The organism is Pseudomonas mosselii (genome assembly GCF_003205295.1).
In the GTDB taxonomy this organism is placed as follows: domain Bacteria; phylum Pseudomonadota; class Gammaproteobacteria; order Pseudomonadales; family Pseudomonadaceae; genus Aquipseudomonas; species Aquipseudomonas mosselii_B.
In genome coordinates, this window is the sequence record NZ_QJRP01000025.1 from 29681 (window position 1) to 44895 (window position 15215).

At 64.2% G+C, this 15215-nt stretch carries 11 protein-coding genes; 7 read left to right on the forward strand and 4 right to left on the reverse strand.

Features of this window, described 5'->3' with window-relative positions:
* Positions 1–61: 61 nt before the first annotated feature.
* The 3 genes from DMX06_RS19790 to DMX06_RS19805 are packed head-to-tail and all read left to right on the forward strand — an operon-like array spanning position 62 to position 4326.
* Positions 62–1639, forward strand: a complete 1578-nt coding sequence (locus tag DMX06_RS19790) for an alpha/beta hydrolase (RefSeq protein WP_110739003.1) — start codon at positions 62–64, stop codon at positions 1637–1639.
* Positions 1632–2723 (forward strand): caspase family protein, encoded by a 1092-nt coding sequence (locus DMX06_RS19795; protein WP_181427872.1) that lies wholly within the window; start codon positions 1632–1634, stop codon positions 2721–2723. The genes DMX06_RS19790 and DMX06_RS19795 overlap by 8 nt, the downstream gene beginning before the upstream one ends.
* Positions 2707–4326: a hypothetical protein gene (locus DMX06_RS19805; protein WP_146232222.1), complete on the forward strand. Its 1620-nt coding sequence runs from the start codon at positions 2707–2709 to the stop codon at positions 4324–4326. Before DMX06_RS19795 ends, DMX06_RS19805 begins: the two co-directional genes overlap by 17 nt.
* Before the next feature lie 55 nt (positions 4327–4381).
* On the opposite strand, the gene DMX06_RS19810 is transcribed toward DMX06_RS19805, so the two are convergent.
* Positions 4382–5179: a helix-turn-helix transcriptional regulator gene (locus tag DMX06_RS19810; protein ID WP_110739007.1), complete on the reverse strand. Its 798-nt coding sequence runs from the start codon at positions 5177–5179 to the stop codon at positions 4382–4384.
* 295 nt (positions 5180–5474) lie between these two features.
* Here DMX06_RS19810 and DMX06_RS19815 point away from each other — a divergent pair, with 295 nt between their 5' ends.
* Together DMX06_RS19815 and DMX06_RS19820 are read left to right on the forward strand one after the other, a co-directional pair.
* Positions 5475–6839: an APC family permease gene (locus DMX06_RS19815; protein WP_110739008.1), complete on the forward strand. Its 1365-nt coding sequence runs from the start codon at positions 5475–5477 to the stop codon at positions 6837–6839.
* A 17-nt stretch (positions 6840–6856) separates the two neighbouring features.
* Positions 6857–7966, forward strand: a complete 1110-nt coding sequence (locus tag DMX06_RS19820) for a DmpA family aminopeptidase (protein ID WP_110739009.1) — start codon at positions 6857–6859, stop codon at positions 7964–7966.
* A 142-nt stretch (positions 7967–8108) separates the two neighbouring features.
* Here DMX06_RS19820 and DMX06_RS19825 read toward each other — a convergent pair whose 3' ends face one another.
* Entirely contained in the window at positions 8109–9440 is a 1332-nt protein-coding gene (locus DMX06_RS19825) for an MFS transporter (protein WP_110739010.1), read from the reverse strand.
* A 154-nt stretch (positions 9441–9594) separates the two neighbouring features.
* On the opposite strand from DMX06_RS19825, the gene DMX06_RS19830 reads away from it, so the two are divergent.
* Both DMX06_RS19830 and DMX06_RS19835 read left to right on the forward strand, forming a co-directional pair.
* On the forward strand, positions 9595–10698 hold the full coding sequence (locus tag DMX06_RS19830) for a sugar diacid recognition domain-containing protein (RefSeq protein WP_110739011.1): 1104 nt from the start codon (positions 9595–9597) through the stop codon (positions 10696–10698).
* 112 nt (positions 10699–10810) lie between these two features.
* A complete protein-coding gene (locus DMX06_RS19835; RefSeq protein ID WP_110739012.1) occupies positions 10811–11950 on the forward strand; it encodes a glycerate kinase in 1140 nt (379 codons plus the stop codon).
* Between the two features lie 50 nt (positions 11951–12000).
* Here DMX06_RS19835 and DMX06_RS19840 read toward each other — a convergent pair whose 3' ends face one another.
* Together DMX06_RS19840 and DMX06_RS19845 are read right to left on the reverse strand one after the other, a co-directional pair.
* A complete protein-coding gene (locus DMX06_RS19840) occupies positions 12001–12873 on the reverse strand; it encodes a phosphate/phosphite/phosphonate ABC transporter substrate-binding protein (protein WP_110739013.1) in 873 nt (290 codons plus the stop codon).
* The gene (locus tag DMX06_RS19845) at positions 12861–15188 is read right to left on the reverse strand and encodes a putative bifunctional diguanylate cyclase/phosphodiesterase (RefSeq protein WP_110739014.1); all 2328 of its coding nucleotides are present in this window, start codon (positions 15186–15188) and stop codon (positions 12861–12863) included. Before DMX06_RS19845 ends, DMX06_RS19840 begins: the two co-directional genes overlap by 13 nt.
* Positions 15189–15215: the final 27 nt, after the last annotated feature.

Sequence of the window (15215 nt, forward strand, 5' to 3'; positions counted from 1 at the left end):
CAGACTCAAGCTATGACCACAGAGTAGTTCTGCAGGCTTTGGCGAAAGGAGGAGAGCTGGAATGGGGACATCAATTGCCACACCTGACAAAGCCCATTACTTGATATCTGCCAACGGATTGCTGGGAGCAGCCCCACTCAGCGAGCCTGATGAAGTTCGATTGATCCTCGACAAAGCTATCAAGTTAGCTCCGGAGCATGGGTTGGTCCTGCATTTTCATGGCGGTCTGGTGTCCCGCGAATACGCATTGGCCAATATTGTTGCGCCGCTGACCCCGGTCTATCAGAAGTGCGGCGCCTATCCGCTGTTTTTTGTCTGGGAGTCTGGCTTCAGAGAGGCGATCTGGAACAACAAGGCCGACCTGCTGAAGGACCCAGCGCTGCGAGAACTGATCAAGAAGGTTTCCGAGTGGGTGCTGAAACAGTTCTCGTCTGACGGCCAGACAGGCTTTCCGGGAGGCGTGAATGCGTTTCGTGAAGCTTATGACCAGTGGTTTCGGGACGAGCAGCAGGTTCCGCCTGTTGATCAGAGCACCGTGCAACCTGATGCGAAAGACGGGTCGGTGACACGAGGCTCTCTACCCAGGCAAGAAAACCTTGCCAAGGACATCAACCAGGGCTTGGCAAATGATCCACACTTTAAGAGCGCTCTAGCTCAGGCCTACAACGCGGTGATCCCGTCAGAGGACATTGCGACCAAAGGTGCTGCGGAAAGTAAGGTTCGCGCCACATACATGGTGCTCAGTGAAGCGGCGGTCGATGAAATGTTCAAACCTGTCGATGGGCAACCACAGGGGCAGTTCAAGACGCGCGGAGTACTTACCTGGCTCAACGTGGCACGCTTTGCCGCGAAAATCGTCATTGCTGTCATCCAGCGTTTCAGGAACCGCAGCGACCATGGCCTGTACTGCACCATCGTCGAGGAAGTCTTGCGCCACGCTGTGCATGGCGACCTGCTCGGGGCTGCGGTGTGGAACCAGATGAAAAACGACACACAGGATAGTTTCGCAAACCGTGACGAAGCCTGCGGCATGGCAGTCGTTAGGGCGTTGCGCACGTTACAAGACGCTGACAAGCAGTTTTCCAGGATAACTTTGGTAGGCCACAGCACGGGCGCCATCTACATCTGCAACTTCCTCGACCAAGCCAGCAAGGCCGGTTTGCAGGTGCCGATTAGGGTGGCGTTTCTGGCCCCCGCGGTTACCTGCGCGCGGTTTGCTCAAGCGATTACCGCCCATGGTCATGATCGGCTCAAGATCTTTCGGATGTTCGCCATGCGCGACAGCCGAGAGTGCGAGGACCAGATGCTCAAGCCGCTTTATACCCGTAGCTTGCTGTATTTCGTTTCTGGTCTGTTGGAAGGCAACGCCACCGACGATGGCTGGGAGAGCGAGATAGACATGCCGCTGGTAGGTATGGAGCGTTTCCTGCGACCAGGGAGGCTTATAGCGTCCGAGCCGGTAAAGATTGTCTCCAGCTTCTTGAGTAAGGATCCGGATCGTGTCGTCTGGTCACCCAGCCTGGGTCATGTCGCTGGTTTCAATAGCGACTCGCGCAAACATGGCGACTTCGACAACGATCCATCGACCTTGGAATCAATACAGGCCTTCGTACAAGGCGACGGGGGGCATCATGCCTGACGATCATGCGATTCTGGTCGGCATCGCCAGGTACCAGGATGCCGAGCACTACCCGCCGCTGGGCGGTCCGCTCAATGACGTCGACAATATCTACAGGTGGTTGCGTTCACCGGGCTACGATCTACCCGAAGCCAATATCCAGCGCCTCGTTACGGACCAGAGTCTGATTGAACCAGAGCCCGGTGCCATGCTTTCCTGGCAACCGAGCACCAGTCAGTTCGCCGACACGTTCAAGCGAGTGACGTACGAAGGCCCGATGATCCGCCGACGTGATGGGCGCTTGTATCTCTATTTTTCGGGGCACGGCTTCTCGATGCTGGGTGACAAGACAACCCGCGCGGCTTTATATGGCGCGGATTGTTCCAGCGACTACCCCGGAAATTTGCCCGGTAGCCTGTATGCTGAAGCGGCCAAGCGCACGGGTATGTTTCGCGAGATCGTGTTGTTCATGGATTGCTGTCGTGATGCAGTGAGCGAGATGGAGTACGCCCTGCCACAGATTACCAGTACCGAGGTTGAAGATGCTGAGTCGGTCAAGGTTCTGGCTATCTACGCGGCACCCAAACGAGGCAAGGCGCATGAGCGAGAGTTGCCAGATACCAAGGGCAGGGTGGTTGGCTTGGCCACGCATGCCTGGTTGCGGGCTTTGCAAGAGACTCCATGTGACATCCTGGGGCAAGTGGCGGCCAGTCAACTCAAGCAGTTCATGATCAATGCATGGAACCAGTGGTATCCGACGGGGTCTGCCCCCTCTCCGCGTTTCGTGATGCCGGAGGAGGAAGACCTGCTGTTCCAGTCGAACCGGCCTCTGGTCAACCAAATGTTCAGGCTGGGTGAGCAATGGGTTGCCGGCGATCGGTTTCGCTTACGCGCTGAGCTGCAGTGCATCATGGGCACTGTGGATGACCACGGTATCAAATGGGACGATCAGATACTCATACGTGCCTATAGAAGTGACTGGAGCGGCACTGCGGGCGCTGAACGGCAATTCGAGCTACGCCTGAGTGCCAGCGCTTACACACTGATGTTTGAGGGGGGCACTCTGGATTTCACACCAGGAGCGCAACATGTCATTGAAATTTGAAGCGGACCCCGAACGCGTCGAGTTCGAGGTCGAGATTGTGGTGAAGGATGGCGCCGCTGAGCTCTTCCTGGTCAATCAGGGTTCTGTTCTGGTTGCGCAAGGCGTCGGCAGGCTCAAGGTCAAACTCGCTCCTGGCCACTATACCCTGCGTCAGCGCGTGGGGTATGAACAGAGCCTCCATGCGATAGAGGTTTCCCAGGAACCCTCATTACCCATTCAGTTCGTCTTTGCTTCGATCGCTTTTCCGTCGCCCTTACCGCTGCGTGGCACGACACTATGCCGAAACCTCGGGCTGGGGCGTTATTTGGTGGCTAAAGGAAAACGCAGCTTTCAGATGCTGTTATGGTCACCGAGTAGCGATGCTCTGGCGCATCTGGAGCAGGTTTTTGCGCAGTTGCGGCTTGAGCATTTCCAGACCGGAGAGCGGGTGCGCTTGACCGTGGGACGGCGCGCGCAGGCCATTGTGGCCTATGCCAGCCTGGCTCCTGGCCCTTATCAGCTGGTACAACTCAGGAAGAATGGGCAGCGCCATTGCTTACCGCTTTGGTGTGTCGACGGGTGGGTTACTTCGGTGTACTTGCTTGTCTTGTCCGATCAGGTAACGGCCAAACCACTCCCTGTGGAGCTCGATCACGCCAGCATGACACTGTTGCGCCCTGGACTGAGGGTCAAAGATGTGGAGGGCAGCCTGCGCCGTCTTGAGGGAGCGCGCAAGGCGCTCGGGCTTGGTCGAAGGATATCGGGCTGGAGCACTTGGCAGGATTCAGACAGCAGGGTTGAAAACCCAATGCTGGAGTTGATGGATGCATTGTTGAGCGGTAGCCGGGAGATTTTCTGCAACAATCTATCCATGCCTTACTGCGATGGGTTCAGTTCCGCTTCGAGCGAGGCGGGCGGTGGTAGGACTTTGGGGCCACCGCTATTGCGGCAGCACTGGGATCTACTGCTACAAAGCGATGGCGCCGAGCGTCAGTTGCAGGCACTCTTCCACCAACCGTTCACGGTTGAGGCCAAAGGTGTTTGGTTTACCTGGACTGAGCTATCGCATGCGGCCAAGTTTGAAGATGTATCGCGATTTGTGCTCAGCCAATTGGCCGTACAGATGGCTGCTGAGCAAGTCAGGGCACCTAGGCACACAGGTCCTCGCTTCGTGAAATTGAAGCTGCGCCGGTTGTCTGGGCAATCACTTGAAGAAACCATCGCGGCTTTTTTTCAAAGCCAAACCTTCAAGCGTGCCTGGGCTGGTAGTCGTAAAGTTGCCGAAGGAAAACGCTTGCACCTTACGGACCCACGGCTCTCCAAGTTATTTGCGGCTTTGCTGGTCTTAACCGACCAGACTCTGATCCAGTCAATTGGGGCCATTGAGCTGGTTCGCCAGGCATTGCAAGGGTTGCGCCTGCCAGCTACGCAGGTCAATCAATTGGGCTGGTTGTTGCTTCAGGAGTTGCTGGCCTGGATGGGCACCGAGAGTCTTGCTCCGGTAGCGGTACAGCCTGCCCTACCAGCAGCCCAGTTGAAATTAGCTACCAAGCAGGTTCAGCAGCAAAAGGTGGCTTTGGCTCCACTGCTAGCCGCAGCCAGCAAACCATTTGGCGACTCTTGAGTTCAAGCTCAGGGTCGATGCTGGCTGTCGGAACCAGCTGCAAGAAGTTTGTGCGTCATGGATCTTGCGGATCATGCCCCAATGATTGCAGGAACAGCGAAAACAGCTCCGGCTGCGACGAGATGTCCAGCTTGGCGTACAGATGTCGGCGATGGACCTTGATGGTCTCCGGTGAAATGGCCAGCCGTTCGGCCATGGCCTTGGATGAATACCCCCGCAGTATCAGTCGGGCGATTTCCAGTTCGCGCTCCGACAACACTTTCGCCCCGAACAGGCTCATGGCGTCGCGCACCTGGTGGGCCATGCCCGCTGCCGGCGCCGGGCGCAGGCTCTGCTGCAGCCAGTGCTGTGCCATCAGCGCGACCACCCATGGGCATACCACCGCCAGCAACCCATGGCTGGTGCTGTCGAAGCGCTCGCGGCGCCCCAGCGACAGTGACAAGGCGCCACTGTCACCCAGTTGCACGATGAACTGCACTTCGTCTTCCAGCACATGGTCGTGGAAGTACTTGAGGTAGTACTCGCTCTGGCGGAACTGGTCAGGCGCCACTTCCTCCAGGCGATGCAGGCCGTCGCCGATGCGCTCCTGGCAGGCCTGGTAGAACGGGTCTAGCTGGTACAGGCCGCTGAGGTACAGGGCCATGGCCTCGGGGTTGCCTTCGCCCCGGGCATCGAAGATCTCCAGCGCCCGGGGCAGGCCGGCGCGGGGGTAGAACATCGCCAGGGCGTTGTCGAACGCCAGCCATTGCTGCAGCAGCAGGATCAGCTGGCGCCAGAAGCGCGGCTGGCCGATCTGCTCGACGGTGCGGGCCAGGCCTGCGTGGGTGCTGGCTTCGGTGAACAGGTTGTGCATGAGATCCCATTGCTGGCGACTGTCAGTAGTCAGTTGGCTGGAATGAGGGGGCGAGCGGGCTTGCCCCGCGATATTTCAGGGTTGCCTGACTCTACGCCATCGCGGGGCCAGCCCGCTCCCACAACATTTGACCTGCGATTGCGCAGTCTTGGGAGGTTTCCTGCTCCCCGTCAAGAGGCGTACCCCCTTTAGGTAATTGGCCCAATCACCGCGCCAGCCTACAGTCCAGCCCAGGTCCAGCGGCCGCGTGACCGGTTTTCCCCTCACAACCAATAACAACCAGAGGAAAAACGCCATGAGCTCCAGCGCAGCGCCCGCGGGCGCACTCCAGCAACGGCTGGGGGTGTTCGATGTGGTCGCCATCACCGTGTCGGCGGTGACCCCGGCCAGTTCCGTGTTCGTCATCGCCCCGTTCGCCATCCAGCAGGCCGGCAGCGGCGCCTTCCTCTCGTTCATCATGGCTGCGGCCCTGGCGCTGATGTTCGCCTGGTGCTACGCCGAGCTGGGGCGTGCCCACAGCTCCGCCGGCGGTGAGTACGTGTACGCCAAGCGGGTGTTCGGTGGGCTGGCCGGCTACGCCACCTTCCTCACCGTGCTGGCTTCGATGCTGTTCATCCCGCCGGTACTCGCCGCCGGTGCCGCCACCTACCTGAACAACGCCTTGGGCACCGCGTTCGACACCCAGGCGGTGGCCTTGGTAATCGTGGTGTCGAGCTACGCGCTGGGCATCCTCAATATTCGCCTGAACGCCTGGATTACCGGGTTGTTCTTGTTCTGCGAAGTCGCCGCGCTGCTGGTGATCGTGACGTTGGGTTTCGGCAACGCCAGCCAGCCGGTGGCGAGTCTGCTGCAACCACAGATGCTTGAGCAGGGCAGCCTGGTCGTCGCACCCTGGGCACTGGTGCTGGGGGCGGTGGGCATGGCCCTGTTCGCCTTCAATGGCTACGGTGGCGCGGTGCTGCTGGCCGAGGACATGAAGGACCGTGGCCGCACCGTGCACCGCGCCGTACTGTGGTCGCTGGCGGTGGTGGTGGCGATCGAGGTGATACCACTGGCGGCGCTGCTGATCGGCGCGCCGTCGCTGCAGGCGATGCTGGCCAGCGGTGATCCGATCGGCTACCTGCTGACCGCCCACGGCAACGAGACCCTGGCGCGGCTGGTCAGCGCCGGGATCTTCCTCTCGGTGTTCAACGCCATCGTCGCCATCGTCATCCAGGTCGGCCGTGTGGTGTACAGCAGCGGCCGCGATGCGATCTGGACGCCAACCCTTAATCGCGCCTTCACGCTGATCCATCCGCGCTGGGAGTCGCCGTGGCTGGCGACCCTGTTCCTGGCCGTGCCGTCGGCGCTGCTGAGCCTGTCCGGGAGCCTGGAGCAACTGACCTCGTTCACCGTGCTGCTGTTGCTGCTGATCTACCTGGTGGTGGCGGCCTGCGCGCTGTGCAGCCGGGTGCTGCGCCGCGACCGCGAGCACCCGTACCGCATGCCGCTGTGGCCGTTGCCGGCCCTGTTGGCGGTCAGCGGCGCCGGTTGGCTGCTGGTGACCTTGCTGCGCGAGGCATCGCTGCGCGACCTGTCGATCATTCTCGGGCTGCTGGCCGTGTCGATGGTGTTGTACAGCACCCACGGCCGCCTCAGCCCGACTTTCCAGAAATTGTGAGCATCCAAGGAGTACACATGCGTGCGCGTCAACTGGGCATCACCCTCGGCCACGGCACCCCGGGCCCGTTCAATGCCATCACCGATGTTCCGGGGGTACGGGTCGGCCACAGCACCCTGATCGACGAACAACGCCCGGCGCCGATTCGCACCGGGGTGACCCTGATCGAGCCGCGCGCGGGCGCGGCCCGCCAGCAGCCGTGCTTCGCCGGTTGCCATGTGCTCAATGGCAACGGCGACGCCACGGGGCTTGAGTGGATTCGCGAGGCCGGGCTGCTGACCACGCCGATCGCCATCACCAACACCCACAGCGTCGGCGTGGTGCGCGACGCGCTGATCGCCGCCGAGCGTGAGCGCCTGCCGGACGACGCGGTGTACTGGTGCATGCCGGTGGTGATGGAAACCTACGATGGCCTGCTCAATGACATCTGGGGCCAGCACGTGACCCCGGCGCAGGTGCGCCAGGCGCAGCAGGCCGCGGAGTCCGGCCCGGTGCAGGAAGGCCCGGTGGGCGGTGGCACGGGAATGATCTGCCATGAGTTCAAGGGTGGCATCGGTACCGCTTCACGGCGCCTGGAGGATGGGCAGGGGGGCTGGACCGTCGGCGTCCTGGTCCAGGCCAACCATGGTCAACGACGCGAGCTGCGGGTCGACGGGTATCCGGTCGGGCGCCAGCTGGGCCACCTGCCGTCGCCGTTTGCCGAGGCCGAGGCGGGCACCCCGGGGATGGGCTCGATCGTGGTGGTGATCGCCACCGACGCGCCCTTGCTGGCGCACCAATGCCAGCGCCTGGCGCAGCGGGCGTCGATCGGTATCGCCCGCACCGGCGGCGGTACCGAGGATTCCAGTGGGGATATCTTCCTGGCGTTTTCCACCGGCAACCAGGGATTGCCGCCCGCTGACTACGGGCGCAAGGGGCTGGCCCAGTGCACAGGCGTGCAAATGCTCAACAACGACCATATCTCAGGGTTGTTCATGGCGGCGGCGGAGGCGGTGGAGGAGGCGATCGTCAACGCCTTGCTGGCGGGGCGGACGATGCAGGGCAAGGGCGGGCTGGTGGTGCCTGCGCTGGAGGGGGATTTGCTGTTGACGGCGTTGCACGAGGCGGGGTGGAAGCCTCGCAACTAACGCATTTTCCTATGTAGGAGCGGCCTTGTGCCGCGAAAGGGCCGCGTAGCGGCCCCGGCAATTCATGCGTCGACGCTGAGATCCCGGGGCTGCTGCGCAGCCCTTTCGCGGCGCAAGGCCGCTCCTACATAGAGCGCTAACATTACGAACGGGCACCTGCCAAGGCAGCACTACCCCCCCGCGATACCCGCAACGCCACCAGGCTGCCGACCACGATCAACCCCGCCAGCGCATACAGCGCCGCATCGGTCGAACCGGTCTGGTCCTTGATGAACCCCACCAGGTAAGGGCTGAGGAAACCGGCCATCTGCCCCACCGAGTTGATGATCGCCAGGCCCGCCACGGCGGTGCCGGCGGTCAGTAGCGCGGTGGGCATCGGCCAGAACATCGGCAGGCCGGTCAGCGCGCCCATGGTGGCGATGGACAGCCCGAGGATGGCGACGGGCGGGTTGCCGGCGAAGTTCACCGCGATCAGCAGGCCCAGCGCGCCCATCAGCATCGGCACCACAAGGTGCCAGCGGCGTTCGTTGCGCAGGTCCGCCGAACGCCCGACCAGGATCATGAACACCCCGGCCAGCAGGTACGGGATGGCGCTCAGCCAGCCGATCAGCAGCGGACTGTCGAAACCCATGCTCTTGATGATCGACGGCAGCCAGAAGTTGATGGCGTAGACGCCGCTCTGGATGCAGAAGTAGACAAAGCCGAAGGTCCAGATCAGCGGGTTGGTCAGCACCGCCAGCACGCTGTCACCGCGGGTGGCCGGCTTGCTGGCGGCGTCGGCCTTCAGGTCCGCCTCGATCAGCTGGCGTTCGGCCGGGCTCAACCAGCGGGCGTTTTGGTAGCCGTCGCTGAGCAGCACGATGGCCAGCGCGCCGAGCACCACGGTGGGCAGCCCCTGGATCAGGAACATCCACTGCCAGCCGGCCAGGCCATGCTGGCCGGCGGCGAAGTGGTCGAGGATCCAGCCGGAGAACGGCCCGCCGAGCAGGCCGGACACCGGGATCGCCGACATGAACAGGGCCATGATGCGGCCGCGGCGGTCCGCCGGGAACCAGCGCGAGAGGTACAGCACCACCCCGGGGAAGAAGCCCGCCTCAGCGGCGCCGGTGAGCAGGCGCAGGGCATAGAACTCGGTGGGGGTGGTGACGAACAGCAGGCAGGTGGAGAGGCTACCCCAGGCGATCATCATCAGCGCGATCCAGCGCCGCGGGCCGAAGCGGTTGAGCGCCAGGTTGCTGGGAAGGCCGCAGAGCACGTAGCCGATGAAGAAGATGCCGGCGCCGAGGCCGTACACGGTTTCGCTGAACTTCAGCGCATCGAGCATCTGCAGCTTGGCAAAGCCGACGTTGACGCGGTCCAGGTAGTTGAACAGGTAGCAGATGAAAATGAACGGGATCAGCCGCAGGGTGATGCGCCGGTACAGCGCGTTGCGGGTGCTCTCGGTGCCTTGGTCAGGGGCGGGGCTGTGTGCCATGATCGGGTTCTCTGTTGTTATGGTTGTCACCGCGTCGCCTGTGCCGGCGCTCGCCTTGAGCAGTCTCGGGGAGTGTAGCGCGGCTGTCTTTGTGCTTTTGCACAGCTCCAGGTGCAGGCTGCTGTGCCGCCGACCAATGCCGAAGGACCCTTACATGTTCGAGCTGGACCACGACCTGGCCCAGGACATCGTCAACCGGGCGATGGCCATCCTGCCGTGCAACGTCAATGTGATGGACAGCCAGGGCCTGATCCTCGGCAGTGGCGAGCCCGAGCGTATCAATACCCGCCACGAAGGCGCGCAGCTGGTGTTGGCCAACGGTCGTATCGTCGAACTGGATACCGAAGCGGCCAAGTGCCTCAAGGGCGTGCAGCCCGGCGTCAACCTGCCGCTGATGCTCGATGGCCGGCTGATCGGCGTGCTGGGGCTGACCGGTGATCCGCAGCAACTGCGCACCTACGGCGAGCTGGTGCGCATGACTGCCGAGATGTTGCTGGCCCAGCGTCACCTGCAGGTGGAGCAGCAATGGCGTCGCCAGCGCTGCGACGACCTGCTGGCCCTGTTGCTGGGCGGCAGCGGCGAGTCGCCGCGCCTGGTCGACGAGGCCCAGCAACTGGGGCTCAAGCCCAACCTGGCGCGGATTCCCTGCCTGTTCGAGCTGCGCGCCGGGCCGCCTGCCGAGGCCCTGTCTGCCTGGCTGATGAGCCGCTATCCGGACAGCTGGTGCGTCAGTCCCGCACGCCAGTCGCTGCTATGGTGCCGTCCGGCGGGCGTGGTGCTGGACGAGCCGCGTCTGGTCGAGCGCCTGCAGCGCCATGGCTGGGACGTCGAACGCCTGGCCCTGGGCAGCCCGGCGCAGAGCCTTGAGCAGTTGCGCCGTGGCTACCGCCGGGTTCGCGACTTGCTTGCCTACGGTCGGGAAGTGCTGCCCGACGAGCGCCTGCTGAGCCTTGCCCGCTATCGCCTGCCGGCGTTGCTCTGGCGGCATCGCAACGATGACGCGCTGGATGAACTGCTCGAGCCGTTGCAACGCATCCGCGTCAAGGATGCCAGCGGCCAGTTGCTGCTCACCCTGCGCGCCTGGTGCGCCCATGACGGGCAAAGCCAGGCCTGTGCCGAGGCGCTGGGGATCCATCGCAACAGCCTGCGCTATCGATTGGAGCGGATCGCCGAGTTGGGGGAGGTGGATCCGTTGCGAATGGAGGGGATGCTGAGCCTTTATTTGGGGTTGCAGTTGTTGCCGGCAAAGGGGCTGTAGCGTAGCGAGCAGGCATTCGCCCAAACAACGCCCCTGGGTTTTGTGCATCCGACCGAGGCTGGCGTGGCCTACAGCATGTCAGCATGCGCGGCAACAGGACAGGAGAATCCCCATGAAGATCGTCATCGCCCCCGATTCGTTCAAGGACAGCCTCGACGCTGCCGGTGTCGCCCGCGCCATTGCCGCCGGCCTGGCCGAAGTCTGGCCGGCGTCCGAGCGCATCGAATGCCCGATGGCCGATGGCGGTGAAGGCACCATGGAGGCGATCGTCGCTGCCAGCCAGGGCGAGCTGCGCCGCCAGGTGGTGCGCGGCCCGTTGGGCAAGCCCGTCGAGGCCGCCTGGGGCTGGCTGGCCGAGAGCCGCACGGCGGTGATCGAGATGGCCCAGGCCAGTGGCATCCAGCTGGTGCCCAACGGCCAGCGTGATGCCTGCCGCAGCAGCACCTGGGGTACCGGCGAGCTGGTGGCGGCGGCGCTGGCGGCCGGTGCCTTGCGCATCGTCCTGGCCATCGGCGGCAGCGCCACCAACGATGGCGGCAGCGGCATGTTGCGTGCGTTGGGCCTGCGCCTGCTGGATGCAGGGGGTGAACCGTTGGCTGAGGGCGGGCTGGCCCTGGCGCAGCTGGCTCGAATCGATCCCCACGACCTGGATCCGCGTCTGGCGCAAGTGCGGGTGGACGTCGCCGCCGACGTCGACAACCCACTGTGCGGCGCCAACGGCGCTTCGGCGATCTTCGGTCCGCAGAAGGGTGCCAGCCCCGAGCAGGTGCAGGCTCTGGACCATGCCCTGGCGCATTTCGCCGATCATTGCGCGGCGCTGTTGGGCAAGGATGTGCGTGACGAGCCGGGCAGCGGCGCGGCCGGGGGCATGGGCTTCGCCGCCAAGGCGTTCATGGGCGCGCAGTTCCGCCCGGGCGTCGAGGTCGTTGCCGAACTCGCCGGGCTGGATGAGCTGGTGCAGGGCGCGGACCTGGTGATCACCGGCGAAGGACGTTTCGATGCCCAGACCCTGCGCGGCAAGACGCCGCTCGGCGTGGCGCGGGTGGCCAAGCGTCATGGCGTGCCAGTGGTGGTGCTGGCGGGGACCCTGGGGGCCGGTTACGAGCAGTTGTACGCACAGGGCATCGATGCCGCCTTTGCCTTGGCCAGTGGGCCGATGAGCCTGGAGCAGGCCTGCGCCGAGGCGGGGACGTTACTGAAGGCGCGGGCCGGGGATGTGGCCCGGTTGTGGCAGGTGGCGCGGCAGCGCTGATGAGCCTAAGGCCATGCGCTCCTACAGGGTGTGCGAAAGCCTGGCCATCATCATGGCTGCCCCGCTTGCTGCATCATCCTTTCCAGCCCCGCATAGTCCGCGTGTGTCACCGGCACCAATCCGGTAGCGCCCTGCGAGGCGGCGAAGGCCGCCAGCGCCTCGGGTTCCTCCAGCATGGCCTTGCGCAACCGCTGCCTGAGCGCTGGGCACAATCCGGCACTGAACACATACGGGTCGTAGTGAATCGGTGCCGAGCGCCACAGTACCCGCAGTCGGGCCGGGTCGATGGCGTGGCTGGCCAGGTAGGCATCGGCCCGTTCGCTGGCGACGAAGGCCGCCGCGACCCGCCCTTCGAGCAGCGCCTCCAGTGCCTTGTCATGGTTGCCGGCATACACCAGCGCGCCGAAATAGCCAGACAACGGGCTGTCGACCTGCGCGGCGAACTCGACACTGGGCACCAGGCCGCCGGACGTGCTGGCCGGATCGCTCAAGGCCACCCGGGAGCCACGCACGGCCGTGACGCTGGCGGGGCCGTCGACGCGGCTCAGCAGCAGCGACTGGTAGTGATTGCCCGCCGGCGTGTAGGTGCCGCCGCCGAGGGTGAACGAGGCAAAGGCTTCGATGCGCCGGTCACGGCGATGGGCGAGGAGGTAGGAGGCCGGGCCGAGCCGGCCGATATCGGCGCCGCCAGAGACGATGGCATCCACCACGCTTTCATAGGAAGGGCTGATCACCAACTCCACTGGCACCCCGGCGGCTGCGCCCAGGCGCTCGAGCAATGGCTGGTGTTCGCGGGTCATCGCCGCGACGTCCTTGATCGGGATCATTGCCAATCGCAGGCTGTGGGGCATGCAGGTGGCCGTCGCGGGGTTGGCCAGCAGTTGCGCCAGCGCCAGGCCGAACAGGGTCTTCAGTACACGCATGCCTTTTCCTCGCTGCCGTTGTAGGGCGGGTAGTCGAGCAACTGGGCCGGCGACAGCGGCCGGCTGAAGTGATAGCCCTGGGCGATGTCGCAGCCGGCGAGCTTCAGGCACACCACCTGCTCGCGGGTCTCGACGCCCTCGGCGACTACCTCAAGACCCAGGCGCTTGGCCAGGATGATGGTCGAGGACACGATCGGGCTGTCGTCGTGGCTGTTGGACAGCGGCGCGATCAGCGCCCGGTCGATCTTGAGCTTGGACAGCGGCAGCGACTGCAGGTGGGCAAAGCCTGCGTAGCCGCGGCCGAAGTCGTCGAGGCTGATGCCAAGCCCGGCGGCACGCAGGCTGTGCAGGTGCGCAACCGCGCAGCCGTGTGGGTCGAGCACGGCGGTCTCGGTGATCTCCAGCTCCAGGCGTTGCGCGGCGATGCCGTAGTAGTCGAGCTCGCTCAGCAGGCGCTCGCTGAAATCAGCCTGGCGCAGCTGCAGGGGCGATACGTTCACCGCCAGCCGGGCGACATGCTCGCGGGCGTTCCAGCGCGCCAGCTCTTCGCAGGCCAGGCGCAGCACCTCCCAGCCCAGCTCGACGATGAAGCCGCTGCGTTCGGCCACGCCGATGAAACGGTCGGGATAGAGCAGGCCGAACTCGGGGTGATCCCAGCGCACCAGCGCTTCGTAACCGAGCACCCGCAGGGTGTCCAAGCGTATCTGCGGCTGGAAGTGCAGGATGAACTGGCGCTCCGCCAGGGCGCTGCCAAAGGCCTGCTCCAGGGTGAAGGCCTGGATGTCGGAAAGGTTCAGCGATGGGTCGAAGAAACGGTACTGGGCACGCCCGGCCTGCTTGGCCGAGTACATGGCGGCATCGGCGCTGCGGATCAGCTGGTCGATAGCCTGGCCATCGCGCGGGCAGATGCTCACGCCCACGCTCGGGCTGGTGTTGACCTCTTGGCCGTCGAGGGCATAGGTGGCCGAGAGCTTGTCCACCAGGGCGCGAACCCAGGTGTCAATCTGCTCTTCGCTGCGCTCGCCGGCCAGCAACACAACGAACTCGTCGCCGCCGAAGCGCGAGGCCTCGTCGCCAGGTTCGAGCAAGCGTCCGATGCGCCCGGCGACGGCCTGCAGCAGGAGGTCGCCGACCTTGTGTCCGAGTGAGTCGTTGATCGACTTGAAGCGGTCCATGTCGATGAACAGGATCGCCGTCAGCCGTCGCTTGCCGCGCTGCAGGGTGAGCGCCTGGGTGGCGATCTCGACGAACTGGCGACGGTTGTGCAGGCCGCTGAGGTGATCGGTGGCGGCGGCGTGGCTGCTGCGCCGGTGTTCTTCCTCCAGTCGGCCGATCAGTTGCTGGTTGACTTGTTGGGCATGCTCCAGCTCGCGAAAGGCTTCCTGACGCTTGTGCAGCAGGCGCAGGCCCCAGGCCAGGCTGGCGAGGACCAACAGGGTCATGCAGAGGTTCAGCCACAGTTGACGGCTGGCGGCGAGCGCGGCGGGGGCGAGGATCTCTTCATTGCGCTGGCTGACCACCACACTGAAGCCACGACCGACGACCCGTCGATACAGGCTCTGATAGGAACCCTCGAGGGTGTACTGGGTCAATTGCCCGACCTCGTCGCCGCTGCCCGGCAGTCCGGGTACCAAGGTCTGGCCGGCCACCACCACGCCGCTGGTGTCGATGCGCAAGCGCTCCTGGCCGTCATCCTGGAGCAGGCGCATCATGCCGGTGCGACCCAGGTCGATGTGCTGGAACAGTACCGCGAGGTACCCGATATCCAGCTGCACCACGAGGACATTGTCGATTTCGCGGCCAGGCAGGTCGGTCAGCGGCAGCAGGAAGGGCAGGTGCCACTTGGGCAGTGGCGCCGGGTTGGCACTGGGAATGGCCCGGGGCATGAACGCCTTGAAACCATGGCGGGGAACATGGGCTTTGAGTTGTTCGAGCCAGGCTTGGGGCAGTTGTGCCGGTTCATCGGCGTGGCTGGAGGAAAGCAGTCGGCCATGGCGGTCGTAGAGACTCATACGCTTGAAGGCCGGGTCTTCGGCGAGGATGCGTGCGAGGTTCTGGTTACCTTGGCGCAGGGCCAGCATGTCATCCTGGGTGACCCGCCCCACGGCCTGCGCACGGTCCACCAGCTGGCGCAGGTTCTCGGCGACGATGCTGGCCAGGTTGAGGTGCTCGGCGGCCTTGGCGGCCAGGGCGTCGTGGTGGGCGGCGGTCTTCTGGCCAATGTACGAGGCCCAGAGGAAGGTCAGCGTGGCGGCGCACAAGGTCAGCAGCAGTAGAGGGAGGAGCCCTGCGGAGGAGCGCGTACGGCGAATCACGGTTGGCTTCCCCGGCCTTGGGTCATG